General features: G+C 37.5%; 26 protein-coding genes and 1 pseudogene. 19 read left to right on the top strand and 8 right to left on the bottom strand.

Annotation, left to right across the window (positions count from 1 at the left end):
* The first annotated feature begins 13 nt into the window (after positions 1 to 13).
* From hisD to J7E57_RS22715, 9 genes and pseudogenes are all read left to right on the top strand, one after another.
* Entirely contained in the window at positions 14 to 1,351 is a 1,338-nt protein-coding gene (hisD, locus tag J7E57_RS22750) for a histidinol dehydrogenase (protein ID WP_215125741.1), read from the top strand.
* Between the two features lie 50 nt (positions 1,352 to 1,401).
* On the top strand, positions 1,402 to 2,442 hold the full coding sequence (gene hisC / locus J7E57_RS22745; RefSeq protein WP_215125742.1) for a histidinol-phosphate transaminase: 1,041 nt from the start codon (positions 1,402 to 1,404) through the stop codon (positions 2,440 to 2,442).
* A gap of 1 nt (position 2,443) precedes the next feature.
* Complete coding sequence (gene hisB, locus J7E57_RS22740) at positions 2,444 to 3,577, top strand: bifunctional histidinol-phosphatase/imidazoleglycerol-phosphate dehydratase HisB (protein ID WP_215125743.1); 1,134 nt, start codon at positions 2,444 to 2,446, stop codon at positions 3,575 to 3,577.
* Positions 3,578 to 3,770: 193 nt separating this feature from the next.
* The gene (hisH, locus tag J7E57_RS22735) at positions 3,771 to 4,364 is read left to right on the top strand and encodes an imidazole glycerol phosphate synthase subunit HisH (protein ID WP_215125744.1); all 594 of its coding nucleotides are present in this window, start codon (positions 3,771 to 3,773) and stop codon (positions 4,362 to 4,364) included.
* A gap of 1 nt (position 4,365) precedes the next feature.
* A complete protein-coding gene (gene hisA / locus J7E57_RS22730) occupies positions 4,366 to 5,115 on the top strand; it encodes a 1-(5-phosphoribosyl)-5-[(5-phosphoribosylamino)methylideneamino]imidazole-4-carboxamide isomerase (RefSeq protein WP_215125745.1) in 750 nt (249 codons plus the stop codon).
* Between the two features lie 42 nt (positions 5,116 to 5,157).
* A pseudogene (locus J7E57_RS27185) lies at positions 5,158 to 5,547 on the top strand (endonuclease domain-containing protein); the annotation flags it as partial.
* Positions 5,548 to 5,556: 9 nt separating this feature from the next.
* Positions 5,557 to 6,354, top strand: a complete 798-nt coding sequence (gene hisF, locus J7E57_RS22725) for an imidazole glycerol phosphate synthase subunit HisF (protein WP_317196570.1) — start codon at positions 5,557 to 5,559, stop codon at positions 6,352 to 6,354.
* 109 nt (positions 6,355 to 6,463) lie between these two features.
* The gene (gene hisIE / locus J7E57_RS22720; protein ID WP_215125746.1) at positions 6,464 to 7,066 is read left to right on the top strand and encodes a bifunctional phosphoribosyl-AMP cyclohydrolase/phosphoribosyl-ATP diphosphatase HisIE; all 603 of its coding nucleotides are present in this window, start codon (positions 6,464 to 6,466) and stop codon (positions 7,064 to 7,066) included.
* A gap of 74 nt (positions 7,067 to 7,140) precedes the next feature.
* Positions 7,141 to 8,040: a WD40 repeat domain-containing protein gene (locus J7E57_RS22715; protein ID WP_215125747.1), complete on the top strand. Its 900-nt coding sequence runs from the start codon at positions 7,141 to 7,143 to the stop codon at positions 8,038 to 8,040.
* A 149-nt stretch (positions 8,041 to 8,189) separates the two neighbouring features.
* Here the strand turns inward: J7E57_RS22715 and J7E57_RS22710 are convergent, their stop codons facing one another.
* Positions 8,190 to 8,975: a C40 family peptidase gene (locus tag J7E57_RS22710; RefSeq protein WP_215125748.1), complete on the bottom strand. Its 786-nt coding sequence runs from the start codon at positions 8,973 to 8,975 to the stop codon at positions 8,190 to 8,192.
* A 110-nt stretch (positions 8,976 to 9,085) separates the two neighbouring features.
* Here J7E57_RS22710 and J7E57_RS22705 point away from each other — a divergent pair, with 110 nt between their 5' ends.
* The gene (locus J7E57_RS22705; protein ID WP_108200692.1) at positions 9,086 to 9,538 is read left to right on the top strand and encodes a universal stress protein; all 453 of its coding nucleotides are present in this window, start codon (positions 9,086 to 9,088) and stop codon (positions 9,536 to 9,538) included.
* A gap of 76 nt (positions 9,539 to 9,614) precedes the next feature.
* Here J7E57_RS22705 and J7E57_RS27525 read toward each other — a convergent pair whose 3' ends face one another.
* Positions 9,615 to 9,830 (bottom strand): GNAT family N-acetyltransferase, encoded by a 216-nt coding sequence (locus J7E57_RS27525; protein ID WP_215125848.1) that lies wholly within the window; start codon positions 9,828 to 9,830, stop codon positions 9,615 to 9,617.
* A 92-nt stretch (positions 9,831 to 9,922) separates the two neighbouring features.
* Complete coding sequence (locus J7E57_RS22695; protein ID WP_025143125.1) at positions 9,923 to 10,273, bottom strand: 4Fe-4S dicluster domain-containing protein; 351 nt, start codon at positions 10,271 to 10,273, stop codon at positions 9,923 to 9,925.
* Positions 10,274 to 10,351: 78 nt separating this feature from the next.
* Between J7E57_RS22695 and J7E57_RS22690 the strand changes: the two genes are divergently transcribed.
* From J7E57_RS22690 to J7E57_RS22650, 9 genes are all read left to right on the top strand, one after another.
* The gene (locus J7E57_RS22690) at positions 10,352 to 11,368 is read left to right on the top strand and encodes an acyl-CoA reductase (RefSeq protein WP_215125749.1); all 1,017 of its coding nucleotides are present in this window, start codon (positions 10,352 to 10,354) and stop codon (positions 11,366 to 11,368) included.
* A gap of 59 nt (positions 11,369 to 11,427) precedes the next feature.
* Positions 11,428 to 11,655, top strand: coding sequence for a hypothetical protein (locus tag J7E57_RS22685; protein ID WP_215125750.1), 228 nt, complete (start codon positions 11,428 to 11,430; stop codon positions 11,653 to 11,655).
* A 56-nt stretch (positions 11,656 to 11,711) separates the two neighbouring features.
* Positions 11,712 to 13,328: a gliding motility-associated C-terminal domain-containing protein gene (locus J7E57_RS22680; RefSeq protein WP_215125751.1), complete on the top strand. Its 1,617-nt coding sequence runs from the start codon at positions 11,712 to 11,714 to the stop codon at positions 13,326 to 13,328.
* Between the two features lie 51 nt (positions 13,329 to 13,379).
* On the top strand, positions 13,380 to 13,583 hold the full coding sequence (locus J7E57_RS22675; protein WP_215125752.1) for a fructose-6-phosphate aldolase: 204 nt from the start codon (positions 13,380 to 13,382) through the stop codon (positions 13,581 to 13,583).
* A 1-nt stretch (position 13,584) separates the two neighbouring features.
* A complete protein-coding gene (locus J7E57_RS22670) occupies positions 13,585 to 14,268 on the top strand; it encodes a cell division ATP-binding protein FtsE (RefSeq protein ID WP_190327992.1) in 684 nt (227 codons plus the stop codon).
* Positions 14,269 to 14,396: 128 nt separating this feature from the next.
* The gene (locus J7E57_RS22665; RefSeq protein ID WP_215125753.1) at positions 14,397 to 14,978 is read left to right on the top strand and encodes a nucleotide exchange factor GrpE; all 582 of its coding nucleotides are present in this window, start codon (positions 14,397 to 14,399) and stop codon (positions 14,976 to 14,978) included.
* 89 nt (positions 14,979 to 15,067) lie between these two features.
* Positions 15,068 to 16,231, top strand: a complete 1,164-nt coding sequence (gene dnaJ, locus J7E57_RS22660) for a molecular chaperone DnaJ (protein WP_215125754.1) — start codon at positions 15,068 to 15,070, stop codon at positions 16,229 to 16,231.
* A 671-nt stretch (positions 16,232 to 16,902) separates the two neighbouring features.
* Positions 16,903 to 17,619 (top strand): DUF72 domain-containing protein, encoded by a 717-nt coding sequence (locus J7E57_RS22655; RefSeq protein WP_215125755.1) that lies wholly within the window; start codon positions 16,903 to 16,905, stop codon positions 17,617 to 17,619.
* Between the two features lie 358 nt (positions 17,620 to 17,977).
* Positions 17,978 to 18,892, top strand: coding sequence for an exopolyphosphatase (locus J7E57_RS22650; protein ID WP_215125756.1), 915 nt, complete (start codon positions 17,978 to 17,980; stop codon positions 18,890 to 18,892).
* 36 nt (positions 18,893 to 18,928) lie between these two features.
* On the opposite strand, the gene J7E57_RS22645 is transcribed toward J7E57_RS22650, so the two are convergent.
* The 5 genes from J7E57_RS22645 to J7E57_RS22625 all read right to left on the bottom strand — a co-directional run bounded on the left by J7E57_RS22645 (position 18,929) and on the right by J7E57_RS22625 (position 23,199).
* Positions 18,929 to 19,609: a hypothetical protein gene (locus J7E57_RS22645; protein ID WP_215125757.1), complete on the bottom strand. Its 681-nt coding sequence runs from the start codon at positions 19,607 to 19,609 to the stop codon at positions 18,929 to 18,931.
* A gap of 56 nt (positions 19,610 to 19,665) precedes the next feature.
* Positions 19,666 to 21,144 (bottom strand): hypothetical protein, encoded by a 1,479-nt coding sequence (locus tag J7E57_RS22640; RefSeq protein ID WP_215125758.1) that lies wholly within the window; start codon positions 21,142 to 21,144, stop codon positions 19,666 to 19,668.
* A 94-nt stretch (positions 21,145 to 21,238) separates the two neighbouring features.
* A complete protein-coding gene (locus tag J7E57_RS22635) occupies positions 21,239 to 21,805 on the bottom strand; it encodes a Maf family protein (protein ID WP_215125759.1) in 567 nt (188 codons plus the stop codon).
* Positions 21,806 to 21,874: 69 nt separating this feature from the next.
* Positions 21,875 to 22,264: a Spy/CpxP family protein refolding chaperone gene (locus J7E57_RS22630; protein WP_086545265.1), complete on the bottom strand. Its 390-nt coding sequence runs from the start codon at positions 22,262 to 22,264 to the stop codon at positions 21,875 to 21,877.
* A gap of 104 nt (positions 22,265 to 22,368) precedes the next feature.
* The gene (locus J7E57_RS22625; protein WP_215125760.1) at positions 22,369 to 23,199 is read right to left on the bottom strand and encodes a universal stress protein; all 831 of its coding nucleotides are present in this window, start codon (positions 23,197 to 23,199) and stop codon (positions 22,369 to 22,371) included.
* Positions 23,200 to 23,260: the final 61 nt, after the last annotated feature.

Here is a 23,260-nt window from a genome sequence, read left to right as displayed (position 1 = left end):
AAATTATAAAACATTGAAAATCTACAATTATACAGATTTATCTAAATCAAAAATTGAAGAACTTTGTTCGAGGCAGATTGAAGACGATAAACTGGTTGAAGAACGGGTGACCGACATCATCAGCACCGTAAAAAAAGATGGCGACCAAGCACTTTTTAACTTTGCAAAAGCATTTGATAAAGTTGATTTAGAGAAACTGTTTTTGGATACTGAAGAATTAAAAGCGATTGCATCTACCATTCCCGCAGAAGCAAAAAAGGCGATTGATACAGCTTACCAAAACATCAAAACTTTTCACCAGTCGCAGTTAAAAACTGAAGATAAAATCGAAACGATGCCAGGCGTTGTGTGCTGGCGCGAATCGAGGGCAATTGAAAAAGTGGGACTTTATATCCCAGGAGGAACAGCCGTTTTACCGAGTACTTTTTTAATGCTTGCCACTCCCGCGATCATCGCAGGCTGTAAAGAAATTGTGGTGTGTTCTCCCCCGCAAAGTGATGGCAGAACTAATTGTTATCTGGCCTACTGTGCGGTGCTTCTGGGCATCGAAAAAGTATTCCTGATTGGGGGCGCACAAGCTGTTGCAGCAATGGCTTTCGGAACGGAAAGTGTACCACAGGTATATAAGATTTTTGGTCCAGGTAACCGTTATGTAACTACGGCAAAAACAATGGTTCAAAACAAAGTAGCCATTGATATGCCTGCAGGACCATCAGAGGTATTGGTTATTGCTGATGAGACTGCCAATCCGTCATTTATTGCTGCAGATCTACTCGCACAGGCGGAACATGGAACTGATAGTCAGGCTATTTTAGTGGCTACTTCAAATCAGATCATTGCTGATACGTTAAAAGAAATTGAAAATCAGCTCAATATCCTCCCACGGAAGGACATTGCAGCAAAAGCAATAGCCAATTCTTATGCAGTTTTTGCTGAAAACCTGGATGAGGCGATGCAATTTTCAAATGAATATGCACCAGAACACCTAATATTGACTACCGAACATTTCCAAAGCCTTATTCCATCGATTATCAACGCTGGATCGGTGTTTTTAGGCAACTTTACACCAGAAAGTGTTGGCGATTATGCCTCTGGAACCAATCATACTTTACCAACCAGTGGTTTTGCTAAGGCTTATTCGGGCGTTTCAACAGATGCTTTTCTGAAAAAAATCACTTTCCAGCATTTATCCCACGAAGGGTTGAGCAACATTGGCAATACGGTTGAAATACTTGCAGAAGCAGAAGGGTTACACGCGCACAAGAATGCGGTGAGTATTAGATTGAACTTTGAGTCCGAGGTCGGAAGTCCAAAGATAGCAGAGCATAAAATAAGAACTAACAATCGGTGAAATCACCTAATCTGTGTAATCAAACCGAAGGAAACCAACAAACCATTAAAATGGACATTAACGATTTAGTAAGAGAAAATATAAAAAACCTTCGTCCCTACTCTACCGCTAGGGATGAATTTAAAGGTCAGGCATCAGTTTTTTTAGATGCGAATGAAAACAGTTATGGTTCGCCACTTCCGGCAAATTACAACCGTTATCCTGATCCATTGCAGCTTGATCTGAAAGATGCAATCAGCAAAATAAAAGGTGTGCCAATCGAGAATACTTTTTTAGGCAACGGCAGCGACGAGGCGATAGATTTATTGTTCCGTGCTTTTTGTAATCCTGGAAAAGACAACGTAATTGTGCTGCCACCAACCTATGGAATGTACGAGGTTTCGGCCAACATAAACGATGTAGAAATACGCAAAGTTAACCTGCTTCCAAACTTCCAATTGGATATGGAAAAGATCGCAGAAACGATCGATAAAAACACAAAATTAATCTTCATTTGTTCGCCAAATAATCCGACTGGAAATTCGATAAATCGCGAAGATATTGAAACAATTTTAGCCAACTTTAATGGCATCGTTGTGGTTGATGAAGCGTACATTAATTACGCCCGTCAGAAGACCTTTATTCAAGAGCTAACCGAATACGGAAACCTGGTGGTTTTGCAAACTTTTTCGAAAGCTTGGGGGCTTGCCGCATTGCGTTTAGGCATGGCTTTTTCTTCGACAAAAGTGATCGATGTTCTGAACAAAATTAAACCACCTTACAACATCAATCAGGCCACGCAGGATTTAGCTTTTGAAGCGCTAAAAAACATCGCCCAGGTGAACGATTGGATTAAAGAATCTGTGGCAGAAAGAGACCGTTTAAGCATGGCATTAAATGCATTAAATATTGTTAAAAAAGTCTATCCTTCTGATGCTAATTTTATCCTGACGGAAGTTACCGATGCCTTAAAAATCTACGATACTTTGGTAGATCAGGGCATCATTGTCCGCGACCGTTCTAAAGTAACTTTATGCGAAGGATGTTTAAGGATTACAGTAGGTACAAAAGAAGAAAACGACAAACTATTAACTGTTCTAGAAAATTTTTAAGATGAAAAAAGTATTGTTTATAGACCGTGATGGGACATTAAATATCGAGCCTGATGATGAACAGGTAGATAGTTTTGCAAAGCTTAAATTTTATCCACGCTCATTATATTATTTATCTAAAATTGTTGCCGAACTGGATTACGAACTGGTAATGGTGACCAACCAGGATGGATTGGGAACATTGTCTAATCCTGAAGAAAATTTCTGGCCGATTCATAATTTTATGCTGGATACTTTTGAAGGTGAGGGCGTTCATTTTAGTGAGATTATTATCGACAGGACTTTTGCGAAAGACAATGCCCCTACCCGCAAACCAGGAACAGCTTTATTAACTAAATATTTCAGCGAAGATTACGACCTCAAAAATTCCTATGTTATCGGCGATCGCTTGAATGATGTTGTTTTAGCTAAAAATTTAGGTGCTAAAGCCATCTTTCTTCGTCAGAATGATGCATTGGGCTCTACCGAAGCTTTGGATAAACACGAAACGCTTTTAGATATTATTATTTTAGAAACCAAGAAGTGGGAAGATATCTACAACCTGTTAAAAGCAGGAAGCAGAAAAATTCACCACGAACGCAAAACCAATGAAACCGATATCACCATTAACCTTGATCTGGATGGAATAGGAAAGGCCAAGATTGAAACCGGTTTAAACTTTTTCGATCATATGCTTGATCAGATTGCCAGACATGGAAGTGTAGATCTGGAAGTAATTGCAAAAGGCGATTTACATATTGATGAACACCACACGATAGAAGATACTGGTATTGCGCTTGGAGAAGCCTTTGCCAAAGGTTTAGGCAACAAATTAGGCATCGAAAGGTATGGTTTTTGCTTACCAATGGATGATTGCCTGGCACAGGTGGCCATTGATTTTGGAGGAAGGAACTGGATTGTTTGGGATGCTGAATTTAAACGTGAAAAAGTGGGCGATATGCCTACAGAGATGTTTTATCACTTCTTTAAATCGTTTAGCGATGCTGCAAAATGCAATTTAAACGTAAAAGCAGAAGGCGATAACGAACACCATAAAATTGAGGCTATTTTTAAAGCATTCGCCAAAGCAATCAAAATGGCAATTAAGCGCGATGCCGAGAAAATGGTATTGCCGAGCACAAAGGGTATGTTGTAAGGCGGAGGGTTGAAAGGTCTAAGGCGGAGGGGTTTGACGCCAATCCGCTGTTAATAAACCCGATAGAGCGGAATAGCCCGCATCCCGATTCTTCATCGGGAAAGGGCTATAAGCGATAGCGGGACTTCAGTACCCATGAAAAACTGATATTCATTTTCAAACCTTATAAATAAAGAATCTGAAATATAAAATTATGGTTGGAATTATAAATTACGGAGCAGGCAACATCTTCTCCCTTACCGCAGCTTTAGATCGTTTAAACGTAACCTATGGTATGGTAAATACTGAAAATGATCTCGAAAAATATAGTCACATCATCATCCCTGGCGTTGGCCACGCCGGTGCTGCCATGGAAAAACTAAAAGGAACGGGTTTGGTTGAGGCGATTAAAAAACTAACAAAACCAGTCCTCGGGATTTGTGTGGGCATGCAGCTCATTACCGAACACTCAGAAGAGGGTGATGCTGCACTATTGGATATTGTTCCGGTTAAAACAAAAAAATTCGATAAGTCGCTGAATATCAAAATACCACATATGGGTTGGAATGCAGTGAACCCAAAAAACAATTCACTATTTGAAGGTGTTGAAGATAATACACAATTTTACTTTGTGCATTCGTACTTTATTGAATATAACCCTACTTTTGACATCGCATCTGCTGATTATGGTTTAAAGTTTTCGGCAGCAGTGCAAAAAGATAATTTTTACGGCGTTCAATTTCACCCCGAAAAATCGGGCAAAGCCGGCGAACTAGTATTAAAAAATTTTTCAAACTTAAGCTTATAAAATGTACATAATACCTGCTATTGATATTTTGGATGGAAAAGTTGTCCGTCTTCGTGAAGGCGATTACAACCAAAAAACGGAATATGATGTTTCAATCCCCGAAATGATAGAAAAATACCGTTCAAATGGTACAGATTTCATCCATATTATTGATTTAAATGGAGCCAAAGGCGATTTTGGCAATCAAAAAGCACTTTTCGAGATCATCAAAAAAACCGAAATGAAAGTGCAGTACGGTGGTGGCATCAGAACCATTGAGCAGGTGACCAATTTGCTTGATGCCGGCATTCATCGTGTAATTGTAGGTACACAGGCCATTACCAACCCTGATTTCTTACCTCAATTAAGCGAAGCTTTTGCTAAAAAAGACGATTACGCTAACCGCATAGTAATTGCAATTGATGTTTTAGATGAAGTAATCAAATATTCGGGCTGGATGGAAAGCTCGCCGATTAAACTGATGGACTACGTTGACAAATGTCTTTCACTGGGGTTTTTCCGTTTCTTATGTACCGATATCAGTAAGGATGGAAAATTGGGTGGCGCAGCGGTCGATTTATACCAAAAACTGCTTGAACACTCTCCTATGATCAAACTGATTGCTTCAGGTGGTGTAAGTTCGATGCAGGATATTTATGATCTGGCTAAATATCCAATTAGAAGTGTGGTGGTTGGAAAAGCGATTTACGAAGACCGCATTACCATCGAAGAAATTAAAGAGTGGAATTTGAAAGCCTTGTCCAGTATCTAACCCCCCAGCCCCCTAAAGGGGGAGTTAATAGCATAGTTAAAAATGACCTATAAAATAAATGAGGATGATTTTGATTTTTTACACGTCAATGAACCCAATATGTTTTATGGTGCATCAAATATAATTTTTGAGAATGCGAAACGCTTAAGAAACAATGTCACTGAAGCAGAAAATTTACTGTGGCAAGTAATCAGTAACAAGCAACTAGGTGTTAAATTTAGAAGACAACACCCAATTTCATACTTTATAGCTGATTTTTACTGTCATGAAGCGAAATTAATAATCGAATTAGATGGAAGTATTCATGATCTACCAGAGGTTATGAATAACGATATTGAAAGACAAAAAGCTATCGAAGAATTTGGGATTAAGGTAATTAGATTTAAAAACGCTGACCTTTACAATAATTTAGACTCAGTTTTGAAAAAAATAAAAGAAACCATACAAGCTAAGCAATTTGCATCTCCCCCTTTAGGGGGCGGGGGGCTAAGTAAAAGAATAATCCCTTGTTTAGACGTTAAAGACGGCCGTACGGTAAAAGGTGTAAACTTTGTTGATTTACGTGATGCGGGTGACCCTGTTGAACTGGCCGCCCAATACGCACAACAAGGTGCCGACGAATTGGTTTTCCTGGATATTACGGCTACTCACGAGCGTCGTAAAACGATGATTGAAATGGTTAAATCGGTTGCTCGTCAATTAAATATTCCTTTTACCATTGGCGGGGGAATAACAGAAATTGCTGATGCCGAAGCATTATTAAATGCAGGTGCAGATAAAATCAGTATCAATTCTGCAGCTGTCCGAAATCCAAAGCTAATTGAAGACCTGGCTAAAACCTTTGGGGTGCAGTTTGTGGTTTTGGCAGTCGACACCAAATATGTAAACGGTAAAAATATGGTCCACTTAAATGGAGGAAGACTAATTACCGAACTGGAAACCGAAAACTGGATTAAACAGGCCGAAGATTTAGGTGCGGGAGAGATTTTATTAACTTCGATGGACCACGATGGCACCAAAGCAGGTTTTGATTGTGGGTTGCTCAGTAAAGTAAACCAAATGATTAATATCCCGATTATAGCATCAGGCGGAGCGGGTAGTATGGCGCATTTTACTGAGGTTTTTCAAAAGGCCAATGTTGATGCCGCACTGGCAGCTTCGGTATTTCATTATGGCGAAATTTTGATACCTGATTTAAAACAAGAACTAAAAAGAAACAATATTCCTGTTAGAATATAATAGTTAACTCGTCATTGCGAGGCACGAAGCAATCCTAATGCTACGGGTTCGAAACCTGCAAAAGTAGTAAGATTGCTTCGTGCCTCGCAATGACGGAAACATCATAAAAATGACAATCGATACCAACTCCCTTGATTGGGATAAAACAGCTGGCTTACTTCCAGTAATCATTCAGGATTACAAAACTTTAGAGGTTTTGATGCTAGGCTATATGAATGCTGAAGCACTCGAGAAAACGCAGGCCGAAGGCAAGGTAACTTTCTTTTCGCGCGCTAAAAACCGCCTTTGGACAAAAGGTGAAACCAGCAATAACTTTTTGTTTGTTAAAGAACTTTTTGTAGACTGTGATAACGACACCATTCTAATCAAAGCGGATGCCGTTGGTCCAACCTGCCATACCGGTAGCCGTAGCTGTTTTAAAACAGATTTTAACCAAAACTTTATTTTCGAGCTCGAAAACATCATTAATGATCGATATGAAAACCCGGTTGAGGGTTCTTATATCAACAAAATGCGTAACAAGGGATTAAATAAGATTGCTCAAAAAGTTGGTGAAGAAGGTGTAGAAACGGTAATCGCAGCGCTTGCCGAAACAGAAGAAGAGTTAATTGGAGAAGCATCGGATCTTGTTTTTCACCTATTGTTTTTATTGAAAGAAAAAGGGTTATCGATTCAGGATATAGCGAAGAATTTAGAGAAAAGACATCAATAAGGTTTGAGGTAAAAGGCGTAAGGTGCCAGATGCCTAACCTTACACCCCTAACCCTAAACCCAAAACCTCAAGAAATGCTCAAACACCTACAAACTCTTCCCGGACACCAAAACCCTGTTTATGCGCTTGCCAACTCAGATGAAGATGGTATATTTTTCAGTGCAGGAAATGATAAAGGTGTTGTAGAATGGTCGTTACATACGATGGCTTTTGTAAAGGTTAAAATGCCGGTACAAAGTTCAGTTTATTGTCTGCATTATTACAACAATCAATTATTTGTTGGGGAAAGGAGTGGTGCGTTTAGTGTTTACGACTTTAATGATCAGAAAGTAATTACCAGAATAAATGCACATACCAAGCCGATTTTCAACATACAAACGGTAAAAGGCAAAAATGAGCTTTTAACCACTGGCGAAGATGGAACGGTTGCGGTTTGGTCGTTGGTAGACTTTACAGAGATTTACCGTTTTCAGGTGGCTTACGATACGGTTAGGGCTATTGCAATTGCACCTAACGAAAGTGAAGTGGCCTTTGGTTGTAAAGATCACCTGATCAGGATTTATAACCTGGCTGATTATAGCCTCAAACAATCTCTGGAAGGGCATTCATTACCTGTTACCTCTTTGGCATATCATCCTATTGGTAAATACTTAATCTCGGGCAGTAGGGATGCACAGTTAAAAATATGGAATCTGCCAAATTATGAGCTTAGGGAAACGGTTCCGGCACACATGTTTACCGTATATGATATTGCCTTTCACCCTAGCCTGCCTTATTTTGCTACAAGCAGTCAGGATAAAAGCATTAAACTCTGGGATGCAGAAAACTTTAAACTGTATAAAATATTAAGCTTAGAGAAACTTGGAACCGGCCATACCCACTCCATTAATAAGATTATCTGGAGCCACGATGGTAAATACCTCATTTCTACAGGAGATGATCGGCAGGTGATGGTTTGGGAGATGGGAGATTAATTTTATTGTAATTAAGCTTCGTCATGCTGAATTTATTTTACAAGTAGAAATAGTATTTTCACTTGTCTTGTAGCTACTACGTGGTCAGCATCTTTCTTAATATAAACGACCCTGAAATAAATTCAGGGTGACGCTCGCTTTCCCGGCTACTATTCCACAAAACGTTTGATAATTCTCAATTTGTGCGAATATTTACCCAATTCCTTATTAAAAATCCCTTGGTCATCAATTGGATCAATTTTTACTTTGGCTGAGGAATGGATAATTTCATTTGGACTGAGCATAATGCCTACGTGAGTAATTCTGCCTTCGTCGTTATCAAAAAAAGCAACATCACCAGCCCTGCATTCTGCCAAAAAGCCGACCAATTCGCCTTGTTCGGCCTGCTGTGAGGCATCACGATTTAACTTAATACCTAACATTTTAAATACGGTTTGTACAAAACCAGAACAATCTAAGCCAAACAAATGTCTTCCGCCCCATAAGTACGGGATATTTTGAAAAAATTTTGCCGTTTCGGTAACTCTATCGGTAAAATCCACTGCAATATTGTTGTATGCTTCGAAATTCAGTTTAAATTTTTCCTCGCCAGCATAACAAAAACCGTCTTTTAAAAAAGGAAGATTACTTGCCGGACTCAAATGATACGAACTTCCATCGGCTGCTGTTAGCACATTATTGAAACTTAATGGAGCAAGCAATTTACAATCGTGCATTTTTGCAAACTGGCTTTGGCTAATCGGGGCCAATTGTCTGAAATCCATCCAGCCTTCGTAACCATCGTAGCCATTTTTAATGAGCCACCAGCGGTCTTCCTTCTGAATAATTTCTACATGATCGCCGAATAAAAGCTGCGAAACAATTTCTGCTTTATCTGTTGCATCAGCTCTTAAGGGTGCCACCGCAACTCTACAAATACCGTATTGATTTTCCATTTAAATATGCTCGTGAAACTATTGTAAAACTAATAAAATACATCCATTGCCTAACATTTTACGTACAAATTTGTTATTTTTATGATGATCACCCTTTAAATATGCTCGCCATGAATTTTAAAAAAATATTAATTGCCGTTGATAATAGTACCTGCTCAGAAAAAGCGGCAAAAGCCGGTTACGACATGGCTGAAAAATTTGGAGCAGAAGTAGCATTGGTTAACATTATCGAGCCTATTCCGGCTAATGTAAACCCCGATTTAACCTTGGCACCAGTGTTTTTAGAAACATATGACAATAGCGAAGAAAACAGCCACATTTTGCTTAAAGAAATGGAGACGAAATATAGCAAAGGTGCAAAAACCACTTATTTAAGTGTTGTCGATACCGCAGCGCATGGTATTATCCAACAATCGGACGAGTGGGGATCTGATTTAATTGTTATAGGCACTTACGGACGTACAGGCTTGTACCATTTTTTAATGGGAAGCGTTGCCGAACACGTGGCGAGAAAATCTGCTTGTCCGGTTTTGATTATTCCTAATAAATGTGATGTAGATTAGTTTAGGGTTTAGGGTTTAGGGTTTAGGGGAAACTGAAGAACGTAATAATAGTTTTCAGAAGATATCAGACACTAATTTAAAGGTCTAATGTTTTCGAAAAGTAAATTCTTTTGTGCCCTTTAGGAAAGTTTTGTATCTCTCCGATTGCCACATATCCGTTCTTTAGATAAAACTTTTCTGACTGAAAGTCAAAAGTATCAAGCATAGCAACTGTTACTCCTTTTGATTTTGCAACGTCTTCAATATATTTTAAACTCTGGGTACCTATTCCTTCCTTTCTATACTCATCTATTGGTCATGATTATATTTTGATCTATAAAAAACTTCCTATAACTAAAAAAGTCCCACTTTAAGCGGGACTTTTTTGTAAATATCTAATAAAGCTTATCCTTCCTGGTGTAACCAAGCTTTCTTCGCTAATAATTCTTCTTCTGTTTCGCGGATATCTTCATCATCTACGCAACAATCAACCGGGCAAACTGCCGCACACTGAGGCTCATCATGAAAGCCCTTACACTCTGTACACTTATCGGATACAATATAATAAACTTCATCCGAAACTGCTTCTTGAGCTGCATCAGCTTCAATTTGTTGATTACCAAAATCAATGATACCATTTAAATTTGTACCATCAGAAAAACGCCATGCAGTACCGGCATCGTAAATTGCGTTATTAGGACATTCTGGTTCGCAAGCCCCACAATTTATACACTCATCTGTTATTTTAATCGCCATGTTTTCGTCTAATTCTTTTGCTTAGTTTACCTTTGCGCTGCAAATATAAGATATAATCACTTAATAATAATTCTAAATATGTCAGCATTAACTCAAGAAAAAGTAATAATCGCGTTCAACAAACTAGGTAAATTGCTTACAAACCCTACTGACATACTAGGAAATGCATTTTATACCGCTGAAAGCACTAATGCATGGTTTACTGCAGAAAACATAAAAAAATCTATTTTATCTTTTGCTGAGATGTTAAATGAGGCCGATTTGGCCATTTGGTTCAAATCGATCAAGTTTAGTACCGCTCCAAAAAAGGTTGGTTTAATCCTGGCAGGGAATATCCCATTGGTGGGTTTACATGATGTTTTAAGTGTACTGGCCACAGGTAATATTGCTTTAATCAAACTTTCTTCGGCTGATGATAAATTAGTTAAAGCCGTAATTGCAGAACTCGTTAAAATAGAACCTGCTTTTGAGGATAAAATAGAATATGTAGAGCGCTTAAAAGATTTTGATGCTGTTATTGCAACCGGGAGCAACAATTCATCCCGTTATTTCGACTATTATTTTAGTAAAGTGCCCAACATTATCAGAAAAAACAGGAACAGTGTAGCGGTTTTAGATGGTTCTGAAAGTTTCGAGGATATCCAAAAGCTAGGTGCCGATATTTTCGATTATTTTGGCTTAGGCTGTAGAAATGTATCTAAAATCTATTTTCCAAAAGGATATGATATTGCAAATTTTTACGAAGGCGTAGAAAGTTTTCAACCTATTATCAACCACTTTAAATACAATAACAATTACGATTACAATAAATCTATTTATCTGGTTAATGCTGCTAAACACTTCGACAATGGTTTCCTGTTATTAAAAGAAGATGAGCGCCTGACATCGCCTTTGGCTGTTCTTTTTTATGAAGAATACGAGCAGCTGCAAGCGCTTGAAGATAAACTGAAAAACCAATCAGAAAACATTCAATGTGTGATTAGCAAATCGCCTTTAAGTTTAAACACTTTCGGTTTTGGCCAAAGCCAGCACCCCAAACTTTGGGACTATGCAGATAATGTAAATACCATTGAGTTTTTGAATGAATTGAATTAATTTCAACAAATTGAATTACAGTTTTTTATTTAGATATTCGCTAAATGCCCCTTTAAGCAATGCGTTATCTCCCAATATTTTTAATTCTCTTTTTTATCCTCTGTTGTGGTGATCACTTATTTGCTCAATGTAACGGAACACTAGGAGATCCAATCAAAAATGAAACATTTGGATCAGGAATAAACACCTTCGGTTCTTCTCTCCCCAATGGTGTTACCAATTATACCTATGCTACCCGTTCTCCAAATGATGGACAATATACCATACCAAGACAATCTCTGGATTAAATGTTGGTTGGATTCAAGATATTATAAATCATACCCCTAATGATCTAAACGGCTATATGATGGTTGTGAATGCGTCAAATAGTCCTGGAATATTTTATCAAGCCACTATTACCGATCTCTGCCCAAACACCACATATGAGTTTTCTGCATGGATTATTAATATTTTAAAAAATACAGGAATCAAACCAAATGTTAGATTTACTATAGAGAATAATGGCGTAGAAATACTCCAATTCTCAACCAATGATATTTTAGAAAATACAGGCTGGATTAAATATGCCCGAACATTTGTTACACCAACTAACTTAGGTGTTATCACCTTAAAAATGACCAATCAAAACCCTGGTGGAGGAGGAAATGATCTGGCACTAGATGATATTACTTTTAGTGCCTGTGGCCCAACCCTTATACCATCAATTGTGGGCAACGCCTTAACAACTGCGCAATTGTGCGAAGGAAATAGTGCAACATTCCATTTTAAAACTGATGTTAGCCCTAGGATATATCAAAATCCAAGGTACCAATGGCAGTTAAATACAGGTAATGGCTTTACAGATCTGCCTAATGAACAAACGCCAGAAATTAACGTCCAATTCCAAAACGCTGTTAAAGGTGTGTATCAATACAGATTATTGGTTGGAGATGGAAATAATATCAACTCAGCAAATTGTAGGATAGCAGGATCGCCACTAACGGTTACAGTAAATCCGCAGCCCATCCCAATAGCTGAAAACTTTGGTCCTATCTGCGTTGGTAGCACCATTCAACTAATTGCTTCTGGTGGAACAAGTTATAAATGGTCAGGGCCAAATCAATTCACATCAACAGAGAAAAACCCAACTATTGCCAATGCAACTAAAGCGATGGAAGGCACTTATACTGTTCAGGTGACTGCAAATGGATGTACATCGTCAGCTACAACAACGGTTGCGGTTTTAGATCCAGTGATCCCAATAATCAACGTCCAAAGGGCAATCATTTGTGAAGGCAAGTCTGTTCAATTAGCAGCATCGGGTGGCTCTACCTATCTTTGGCGTCCATCAAAAGGTTTGTCAGATCCTCAAATCGCTAATCCAATCGCCACACCAACTGAAACCACGACGTATACTGTTCAGGTTTCGGACGGAAGATGTTCGGCCGAAACAGAAATCACCGTCAATGTGAATAAAAATGTAATGGCCGATGCAGGTGCGGATCAAACAATCGTTACCGGACAATCAGCAATTTTAAACGGTAAAGTGAGTGGAGATGATTTTACCTATTTCTGGACACCATCAGATTATCTCGATGACCCCACCAAACTCAATCCCATTGTTACACCAACTGAAGACATTACCTATACGTTACATGCCAGCTCAAATTTAGGCTGTAACAGTAGCATTGATGAGGTTTTCATCAAGGTTTATCCAAAAGTGATAATCCCCAATACCTTCACGCCAAATGGTGATAATGTAAACGATAGCTGGAATATTCCATCTATTACATCTTTCCCAAATTCAATTGTGAAAGTAACCAACCGATATGGCCAGCTTGTTTACCAGAGTACCGGAACTTTTAAAGCCTGGGACGGAAAAATGAATGGGAAAGATCTTCCACCAGCAATATATTATTACAGCATTTATTTAAACAAAGATTTTAAAACCTATACTGGCTGGGTAATGCTAATAAGATAAAAAGGACTTCTTACTTCCGCTTATCATTTGGAAATGCTATTTTTGGACACAATGTATATCGTTAAAGTTAAAGGCATAGCCAAAATTCCAGATTACGTACAGTTAAGAGATGACAAGTTTACACTTTTAGCTTATTTTAGGGTTGACAGACCTGATAAATCGCTGGAAAAAATCGGACTTGGAGATAAGCAAGAATACATTATGGAAATGGTTAAAGATTTGCCTTTCGGGCAGATTGCAAAATTAGAAATATAATATGGCAGGCAACTCAGTAATTCATTTAAGCAATGTTGATGTTTTTCAACAGAAACATCTAGTCCTCTCAAACGTAAATTTACACATCGAAAAGGACGAATTTGTCTTCCTGATCGGTCAAACAGGTTCGGGAAAGAGCAGTTTGCTTAAAATATTATATGGCGACTTACATATTGGTAATGGCGAAGGCAATATTGCTGGTTTTGACCTTAAAAACCTAAAAGAAAGTCAGGTGCCGTTTTTACGCCGTAAATTGGGTGTAGTTTTTCAGGATTTTCAATTGCTTACCGATAGAACGATTGAAAAAAACCTTGAATTTGTGCTTAAGGCAACAGGCTGGAAAGACGAAAAACTAATTAACGAACGCATTAAAGATGTTTTAGACAAAGTTGGTTTGCGTTCTAAAATCAAAAAAATGCCGCATGAAATTTCTGGTGGCGAGCAGCAGCGTATTGTTATTGCAAGAGCTTTGTTAAATGATCCAGAAATTATTCTTGCTGATGAGCCTACAGGGAATTTAGATCCGGAAACATCAGAAGAAATTGTAACCCTTTTAAAACAAATTAGCCAGGCCGGAACTGCGGTTTTAATGGCCACACACGATTACCATATCATCCGTACTTTCCCTTCGCGCATTATTAAATGTGAAAATGGAATTGTGCACGAAGATGCACAAATCGTATAAAAAATTCTGACATCCGTCAGCTAATCAGCCAATCTGTTCAGATAAATACAAATAAATCTGACAGCTTGGCTGATTTCCGTTTATGGCAAAATAGTTGAGATCAACACAAAAAAATTCAGCCCAGTATTATGTTTAATAAGAAGAAAAATAACGATAAAGAAGAAAATATAATGAATCCTGAAAATACATCAGAAAATACTGCTGAGAATGTAGAGAATACTGATGCTCCTATCGCTGAAGCTGAGCAGGCGCCCGAATTATCTGCAGAAGAAAAATTGCAAGCGGAAGTTCAACAACTTAATGACAAATATTTACGTTTATACGCTGAGTTCGATAATTATAAACGTCGTACACAAAAAGAACGCGTAGAATTATTGCAAACGGCTGGTAAAGATGTAATTGTTTCGCTTTTACCTGTTTTAGATGATTTCGACCGTGCATTAAAAGCAATGGAAACTGCTGCTGATGTTGCCCCGGTTAAAGAAGGCATTTTATTGGTAAGCACAAAGCTAAAAAACACTTTAGCACAAAAAGGATTGAAAGATGTAGAAAGCATCAGTCAACCTTTCAATACCGATTTCCACGAAGCAATTACCAATATCCCTGCTCCTAGCGATGATCTTAAAGGGAAAGTGATAGACGAAGTTGAAAAAGGTTATACCTTAAATGATAATGTAATCCGCTTTGCTAAAGTTGTAGTTGGAGCGTAAAAAATAATTATTGAATGATTGAATTTTGAATGATTGAATTAACATTCTCTCATTCAATCACTCAATCATTCAATCATTTTATAAAGAAGATGAGTAAAAGAGATTATTACGACGTATTAGGCGTAACTAGGGGCGCAGCCGCTGATGAGATAAAGAAAGCTTATCGCAAGATGGCGATTAAATATCATCCAGATAAAAACCCAGGAGATAAAGCCGCTGAAGATAAATTTAAGGAAGCTGCCGAAGCTTACGAAGTTTTAAGCAGTGCCGATAAAAAACAACGTTATGATCAATACGGTCATGCGGGTGTTGGTGGCGCTAGTGGCGGTGGCTACGGCGGTGGCGGCATGAACATGGACGATATTTTTAGCAATTTCGGCGATGTATTTGGCGGTCACAATCCTTTCGAAAGCTTTTTTGGTGGCGGTGGTGGTGGCCAGCAACGCGGTGGCCGTCGGGTAGCCAAAGGTTCTAACCTGCGCATAAAAGTTAAATTAACACTAGAGGAAATTGCACATGGTGCAGAAAAGAAAATCAAGGTTAATAAACTAATCGTTTGTAAAACCTGCGATGGCTCTGGCGCAAAAGATAAATCATCGGTAAGTACCTGTGGTACCTGCGGTGGCAGCGGCCAGGTGCGTAGAGTAACCAATACCATTTTGGGCCAGATGCAAACGGCATCTACCTGCCCTACTTGTAACGGTAGCGGCCAGCAAATTACTTCTAAATGTACAGTTTGTCATGGAGATGGTGTTGTACGTGGCGAAGAAACCATTACCATCAATATTCCTGCAGGCGTAAGTGAAGGTATGCAGTTAAGCATGAGTGGAAAAGGAAATGCTGCACCTAATGGCGGTATTCCAGGCGATTTAATTATCTTAATTGAAGAAACCCCACACGAAACACTTAAACGTGAAGGCAATAACATTGTATATGATTTACACTTAAGTTTTGTTGATGCTGCTTTAGGGATGAGCATTGAAGTACCAACTATTGATGGTAAAGCAAAAATAAAAATCGAACCAGGTACCCAAAGCGGAAAATTATTGCGCTTAAAAGGTAAAGGTTTACCAGAAGTGAATTCTTACCATAGAGGTGATGAGATTATCCACATCAACATCTGGACACCAAAAGCTTTAAGTAGCGACGAACGTGATGCTTTAGAGAAATTACGTGAATCGCCTAACTTTAAGCCTCAACCGGGTAAAAATGATAAGAGTTTCTTCGAAAGAATGAAAGAATACTTCGAGTAATTAATTAAATATAAATTGAAAAACCGATGTCGCAAGCATCGGTTTTTTTGTTTTATAATGCTTCATCGTATAAATCCCAAGTTTACAACTATTAGCCAATCGATCATTCATTTATAACCGTAAATTCTTTCCCATAAAATATTGACCACCTCAGTCACCTGAGATCAGCTAAGCATGCATTATTTTAGTGAAGTCAGATGTTACCATCTGACTATTAGAACTATACCATAAACTTGGATAATTGATTTTTCGCCGTATCAGATGGTAACATCTGACACCACTGGTATTTTAGTTTGTTTTTGGGGTTACCATATCAATAAAACCGGTATTAATTTCAAAATATGGACGAACTCACTACCGCTTTCAGAAAGTACCCAATAGCATCAGTAATATTTGCATTGTATTTAATCGGTTGGATTTCACCAGTCTTAATTGAGGTTTTCTTTGTGTCGACAAAAAATGAGTCGCAATTAAAAAACCATCAATCACCATTTACCGGATTTTTAACACTCTCAATCCTTTATTTATTAACGATGGTGACATTAGGATTTCTAAATAAGAAAAGTAATATTTATTTAAAGCTATCTGGCTACATTGGTATCACATTGATTATTTTCGCCGCAATCTATAACGGATAGTAAACCTTTCCCTCTACAACCTGTTTTCTATACATGAAATGGAGAATTGGTTGCTCAGGCTTCTATTATCGCGAATGGAAAGAGATTTTCTACCCAAAAGGTTTGGTACAAAAAGATTGGTTTAAATATTATTGCAAACATTTTAATACAATAGAGATCAATTCTACCTTTTATAAAATGCCAACTCAAAAATCGTTCGATAAATGGTACGATGAAAGTCCGGATGATTTTTTATTTACGGTCAAGGCACCACGGTTAATTACACATTACAAACAGTTCAATGAATGCGAGCAACTCATAAACGATTTTTACGAGGCCATTCAAATCGGGTTAAAAGAGAAATTGGGCTGTGTATTGTTTCAGTTTCCACCAAAGTTCGATTATAGTGTAGAACGGTTAAATCTGTTGATCGAAAATTTAAGATCTGATTTTAAAAATGTGGTAGAGTTTCGTCACATCAGTTGGTTTGATGAAGAAATTTATAAAAACCTCGCTCAAAACAACATCATATTTAGCGGTCAAAGCTATCCTTCTTCCTTACCTGATGAGGTGATCCAGAATACATCAACCGTTTATTACCGTTTTCACGGGAAACCTGTGCTTTACAAATCAGAATACGATATCAATGTTATTAAAGCTTTCAAAAATCAGATTAAAGATGATGTTAGTGAGGTATTTGTTTATTTTAACAATACCTGGGGAGTTGGGGCATTGCATAATGCAAAACAATTACAAGATTTAGTAAAATAGGTTTGGAAAGCAATTTAGTGCACATATTAAAGTTAGTCGGGCTATACGCTATAGCTTAGATGAAAACCTGTGAAACAAGCAAGCACACCATAAAAAAAAGCAAAAAATAGTGCTTAAATCTGAGGCTGCCGCTGCTATCCCGTTTATTAACAGTGGCTACTACTACGATTTATGGGGGAAACCTAAGCGCCTTACTATTTGGCAAAAAACACAAACCCGAACTAAAAAAACCTGATGGCGATGGTATTTCGCTCTACTACCCTTAATTTAGCACTCACAATAACGAAATTTAATGGATAGCAGGAAACAGTTACCAAAGAACCACTGCAAAGCTTTCCAAAACACAAAAATATAAACTATGCGCATTGCAGTTATCGACCTGGGTACGAACACCTTCCATTTACTTATTGCTGAAACAAAGGCAAACCAGCCGGAAATTTTATACAAAACCAATGTGCCTGTTAAATTGGGCGAAGGAAGAATTAACGATAATATTATTATTCCTGCAGCCTTTGAAAGAGGTGTGAACTGCCTTGAAACGTTTAGCCATACAATTGCTGAATATCAGGTTAGTGAGGTAAGGGCTATGGCCACTTCGGCAGTTAGAAGCGCAGAAAACGGGCAAGATTTTGTTGATGCTGTAAAAGAAAGAACCGGAATAAGCATCGAAACGATTAGCGGTGACGAAGAGGCTGAATTAATTTACCAAGGTGTAAAACTGAGCGGCGCAATTAAAGAGATATCTTTGATTATAGATATCGGTGGTGGCAGTGTAGAATTTATCCTGTGCGATCCCGAAAAACTGATCTGGAAGAAAAGTTATAACATTGGGGCAGCGCGTTTAATGCAACAGTTCTTCAAATCAGATCCCATAGCCGACGAGGAGAAGAATGCCATTTTATTTCACATTCAAAATCAACTGGGCGATCTTTTTGATATCTGTGAAAAATACCGCCCTGAAATTTTAATCGGATCTGCCGGAGCATTCGAAACATTTGCCGAGCTCATTATTAGAAAAAACAACTTAAAAGCAGATATTAATACGGTCAAAACCTTCGCATTCAATTTCGACGACTACATTGCAACTTCGATCAAACTACTCAATGCTACGCATAAAGAACGGGCCGAAATGCCAGGAATGATCCCTTTAAGGATAGATATGATTGTGATTGCGGCCCTAATTACCAACTATGTATTGGGCAGAGCAAAAATAAACCGGTTAACACTCTCTACCTATGATTTGAAAATGGGTGTTTTGGCCAGTAAATTATAAAATAGTAGTTATTTAATAGGGTTGATAAATAGAAGTTTATTTGAATGAAACCGCAATCTTACCTAAAATTGTATCTTCTGCCCTGTAAGGATAATAGTCTTTTTGCTTAACTGTTTTTGCATCTAATCTAAATGATACTACATAATTGCTGTCATCAGCAATTAGCTCATTGTATTTCCAATTTAGTTTATCATCTATTTTGAATTCATAACGTCCATTTTTATCAGTTACAGCCGTAATATTTGTGCCTTTTAACCTAAGTTTTAAACCGGCCATTGGCACTTTATTATTCCTTAAGAACATATAGCCATAAAATGTTCTCAAAATTATTGGTTCATCTGCTTTATTTAATTGATGAATTTCCTTTGCGTGAACAATCTCCACAGATTTTTTAATGGACACGGCACTCGCATTATGGGTAAAAACACTTACTCCTATAGCCAGTACGCCCAAATATTTCATCCAATTCCTATTTGTTGTTGGCACAATAGCTAAATGGTAGTTAAGCTGATTTAATTGAGTATTGCTTAGGCGGCCACATACAGAAGAACTGGCGCCAGCCAATACGCTGATGATTTCGGCATTGGTATAACCTGAGAAATCAATTACATTCTTGCTGCAGGCTTTACAGAAATTAGAGCCTTCTCCTTTATCCATTTCATCCCAGTTCTGCAAACATGGCTCGGCTATGGTAACTTCGTTAATTTTGTTTTTCATGGTAGTAGTTTTAAAAATGATGACAACACATGAAAAATTCCATAACACCAAGGCTGTTATTTGCCTTTTTCTTCAGGAACCAACTTACTGACCAAATAATTAGGCAAAGTTTTAACTGCTTTATTTAGCTTTTCAACATTATCGCTTTGAATCTCTTTGTCGCTTAAATTGTAATTGTAGTTTAAGAACAAATAGTAAATCAGTATCCGATTGTAATCGTCCAAATCATGATCGATGATCATATTCAACATCTTCTCTTCAATTAAACTTGCATTTTTTGTTTCAGCTAGTGCCCTGCCAAGTCTACCAATATTACCGTAATAATGGTTATTACTTGCATTTTCTACCCTTAAACTGATCCCCAATAGTAGGTCTAAAACATTTATATCTAAAACTTCTAATTCTTTGATATAAGTCTTCCGTCCTGATTGTGCGTAACTGCCATCACTCATCCGATCAAATCTATCGTTCATGATATCCAGATGGGAACGTAGAAAAATTTCCCAGTTAGCGGTTTCGGCAGATAGTTTTGCTATATTCATTGCATGGATCCTAGGACTATCATCCATACTGCATCCGCCAACTACAATTCTGTTCCGTTTTAATTCAAGCGCTGTTTTCTTAGCATAATACAATCCTACCAGTTCCTCAAAATCATCGTCTCCTCCACCATTTTCCATTGCTTCTTTCACTGCTTCATTAAAGAGCAAAACAAAGTATGAGTCCTTTTTATACAAACTATCTATTTTTATTCCTCTAATTATTCTCCACTCTTCCACTTTTTTATAAAAAACCTCATCATCTTCACCTTTATTATAGGCAGGTCTCAATGTTTTTTGAGCAATATAATTTTCTAATTCCTCCATTTTTTTTTGCTTTTTATTAGAAAACCTTACACCTGTTTTTGCTGCTTTCTGAAAAAACACCTGAGTGGAAGTATCTACCATACAATCTGAATATTGAATCATTTTGGCATAAATTGCAGGAAGTGGGTTTTGTTTAAATGAATCTTTGATGTAGAAGGCATTTAGAAACGCTTCATTAGATTTGGAACCAGATTCGTAATTTATAACCCATGACTGTTTTAACGGTTCTTCATATTTGATATAATCACCAGTGAAAGTGATACGATGATTGTATTTACCATTCAATTCGACACTATTGAATTCTAATACCGGTACATCTTTATAATTCTTGTATTTAAATCTCACAACCAGCAAATCTTTTTGCTTTTCAGAAGCAGGATATTTTTCAATAAAATTATCAAATGAAATATTTGCATCAAGATCTCTTTTTGCTGCTTCTGCCTGTTTACCAGAAAGAGAAATATAGTTGCCTATTGTCTGAGATTTGGCTTTATAAATTTTATTAAGATCACAAGACTTAAATTTAAGATTTAGTGAATCAACGATAAACTTTAGTTGTTTTACAGTCTGATCTGAATAAATAAGTTCATTACTTTGTTTACCAAATTCATTTTGGGCAAAGCAGTTAATTGAACAAATAGAAATAAATAAGATAAATATCTGTTTCATAATGGCTATATTTTGGGTTAGGCATTTGAAACAGATGATGAATGACTCAGTTATTTTCCATAAATAACCTCAATAAATGATGTTGATTATTTTTTTAGGAGAACTTCAACAGTTCATTATATAGCTTTTCTGTTGGCAAGCCCATTACGTTAGTATAAGAACCCTCAATGCGTTGTACCACTACGATACCCCACCAATCTTGCACGCCATAACTCCCGGCCTTATCAAAGGGTTTATAATTATCAATGTAGAAATCAATTTCCTCGGCTGTAACAGATTTACAGTAAACCTCTGTCCTATCGTAAAACGAATGAATTTTATTGCCTTTAACAAGTGTTACACCTGTAAAAACTTCATGCCTGCTTCCAGATAGCTTTTTTAACATTTCTTGAGCATGCGCCCTATCTTCAGGTTTACCTAAAATTTCTCCGTTTAAGGCTACAATGGTATCAGCTGTAATCACTATTTCACCATTAGCAGTAAAAGCCTTAGCTTTCTGTTCTGAAATGTAAACGGCAATTTCTGCGGGGCATAAATCTGATGGGTAGCTTTCGTCTACATCTTTTAGTTCGACTTTAAAATTTAAGCCCATAAGCGTTAAAAGCTCTTGTCTACGTGGCGATTTAGATGCTAAAATAATGGGAGGGAAATTGGCAGGCATATTTTATTTTTCTGCTAAAATAAGAAAAGCGACATAAAGCCGCTTTTCTTATTTGATATTTTACCAAGATTAGTTATTTCCACCACCTTGTCTACGTTTTTCCATTTCAGCACGTTGCTCTTTTTGCCAAGCTTCGTAAGTTTTTTTCTGATCGTCTGTTAATACTGCAGTTACTTTTGCATCATTATCAGCACGCATTTTTTGCATTTTCTCTCTCATTGCATCTCGATCGCCACCACCTTGCATTTCTTCACGCATTTTTTTCATGGTTTCTGCCTGCTCAGTAAAAACAGTGGTTAACTTTGTTTTTTGATCATCAGATAACTTTAATTTTTCGTCTAACTGTTTTACTCTTTCTTCAGGTTTCATCATCATTCTGCCTTGCCCACCACCTTGTTGCGCGTTAGCGAAACCAGCTATACCTAGCATTAATCCGCAAATCATCATTAATTTTTTCATGTTGTTTTTGTTGTTTTTGGTTGAAAATTGAGCTAGTTGGAGTGCAAAAGAAAATAAAAGTTTAACGCGTCGTATGTAACTTAGCTGTTGCAAATTCCAATATATTAATCTTTCAACAATAACACGGGCACATGCGATTTAATAGTCAATTTTTGAGATACACTTTCATGCAACAAGCTTTCGAAAAAACTATATTTTTTGGGCAATGCGATAATCAGCTGCGCTTCTTCACTTTTAGCAAATTTTACTATTCCTTTAATCGTATCAGGATGATCAGCATAGTGATAAGCGGGAGAAAAATCTTTGAGCATTTCTTGCAAAAAGTGTTCTTCCTGCGAATCAATTACATGGCCAGAATTAATATTAAGCACCAAAAGTTCTAAAGCATGTTTGCTTAAAATATTTTTAAGTGCGTGCATGGGAATCACCTCTTTAACCTTTTTAAAATCGCAGGCCAAAATGGCTTTACGGATTGATTGATAATCGGCCTTAGGCGGAACAACCAAAACCGGAACCGGGCTTGATTTAGAAATTTTGATCGCATTAGAGCCGATATCACTTTCGTCTTTCGCTTTTTTACCGTTACTACCGATAATAATGAGTTCGATCTCTTCCCTATTTACCCGATCGATGATAGAACGCAGGAGTGTTTCTCTAGTGAGGTAAATTTCTATTTCAGCATTGGGATTGATCCCGAGCATTTTTACCTTAAGTTTTTCCAGTGCTTCGAACCTTCTCGTAATTTCATCCGCGATATGAACATCCGTGGTAATAATTAAATCGGGTGTTGGTAAAATGCTTTCGTATTCTGAAACATAATAGGCATTAAGCAGTATAATTTTTGAGTTCGTCATCGCAAAACTCAGCCTGGCGGCATATTGGGCTGCGTGATCTGCTGTGTTCGAAAAATCTACTGGTACAAGGTATGTGCTCATATGATTAAATTTAACATTTTTTACGTTAACAAATTAATCAATCGATTGATTAATTTGTTAA

The sequence above is a fragment of the Pedobacter sp. ISL-64 genome (assembly GCF_018613605.1).
Classification (GTDB): domain Bacteria; phylum Bacteroidota; class Bacteroidia; order Sphingobacteriales; family Sphingobacteriaceae; genus Pedobacter.
The sequence above is the reverse complement of the archived record's forward strand: the minus strand, read 5'-3'. Positions and strand labels throughout refer to the sequence as shown.

Bases quoted from the DNA above. Each gene is read 5' to 3' on its own strand.
- J7E57_RS22670 (WP_190327992.1), top strand. From the start codon at position 13,585: ATGGCAGGCAACTCAGTAATTCATTTAAGCAATGTTGATGTTTTTCAA.
- J7E57_RS22650 (WP_215125756.1), top strand. From the start codon at position 17,978: ATGCGCATTGCAGTTATCGACCTGGGTACGAACACCTTCCATTTACTT.
- J7E57_RS22665 (WP_215125753.1), top strand. From the start codon at position 14,397: ATGTTTAATAAGAAGAAAAATAACGATAAAGAAGAAAATATAATGAAT.
- hisH (WP_215125744.1), top strand. From the start codon at position 3,771: ATGGTTGGAATTATAAATTACGGAGCAGGCAACATCTTCTCCCTTACC.
- J7E57_RS22695 (WP_025143125.1), bottom strand. From the start codon at position 10,273: ATGGCGATTAAAATAACAGATGAGTGTATAAATTGTGGGGCTTGCGAA.
- hisA (WP_215125745.1), top strand. From the start codon at position 4,366: ATGTACATAATACCTGCTATTGATATTTTGGATGGAAAAGTTGTCCGT.
- J7E57_RS22630 (WP_086545265.1), bottom strand. From the start codon at position 22,264: ATGAAAAAATTAATGATGATTTGCGGATTAATGCTAGGTATAGCTGGT.
- J7E57_RS22640 (WP_215125758.1), bottom strand. From the start codon at position 21,144: ATGAAACAGATATTTATCTTATTTATTTCTATTTGTTCAATTAACTGC.
- J7E57_RS22705 (WP_108200692.1), top strand. From the start codon at position 9,086: ATGAATTTTAAAAAAATATTAATTGCCGTTGATAATAGTACCTGCTCA.
- J7E57_RS22635 (WP_215125759.1), bottom strand. From the start codon at position 21,805: ATGCCTGCCAATTTCCCTCCCATTATTTTAGCATCTAAATCGCCACGT.
- J7E57_RS22675 (WP_215125752.1), top strand. From the start codon at position 13,380: ATGTATATCGTTAAAGTTAAAGGCATAGCCAAAATTCCAGATTACGTA.
- J7E57_RS22680 (WP_215125751.1), top strand. From the start codon at position 11,712: ATGATGGTTGTGAATGCGTCAAATAGTCCTGGAATATTTTATCAAGCC.
- J7E57_RS22625 (WP_215125760.1), bottom strand. From the start codon at position 23,199: ATGAGCACATACCTTGTACCAGTAGATTTTTCGAACACAGCAGATCAC.
- J7E57_RS22715 (WP_215125747.1), top strand. From the start codon at position 7,141: ATGCTCAAACACCTACAAACTCTTCCCGGACACCAAAACCCTGTTTAT.
- J7E57_RS22655 (WP_215125755.1), top strand. From the start codon at position 16,903: ATGAAATGGAGAATTGGTTGCTCAGGCTTCTATTATCGCGAATGGAAA.
- J7E57_RS22645 (WP_215125757.1), bottom strand. From the start codon at position 19,609: ATGAAAAACAAAATTAACGAAGTTACCATAGCCGAGCCATGTTTGCAG.
- J7E57_RS22685 (WP_215125750.1), top strand. From the start codon at position 11,428: ATGCGTTATCTCCCAATATTTTTAATTCTCTTTTTTATCCTCTGTTGT.
- J7E57_RS22710 (WP_215125748.1), bottom strand. From the start codon at position 8,975: ATGGAAAATCAATACGGTATTTGTAGAGTTGCGGTGGCACCCTTAAGA.
- dnaJ (WP_215125754.1), top strand. From the start codon at position 15,068: ATGAGTAAAAGAGATTATTACGACGTATTAGGCGTAACTAGGGGCGCA.
- hisB (WP_215125743.1), top strand. From the start codon at position 2,444: ATGAAAAAAGTATTGTTTATAGACCGTGATGGGACATTAAATATCGAG.
- hisIE (WP_215125746.1), top strand. From the start codon at position 6,464: ATGACAATCGATACCAACTCCCTTGATTGGGATAAAACAGCTGGCTTA.
- J7E57_RS22690 (WP_215125749.1), top strand. From the start codon at position 10,352: ATGTCAGCATTAACTCAAGAAAAAGTAATAATCGCGTTCAACAAACTA.
- hisC (WP_215125742.1), top strand. From the start codon at position 1,402: ATGGACATTAACGATTTAGTAAGAGAAAATATAAAAAACCTTCGTCCC.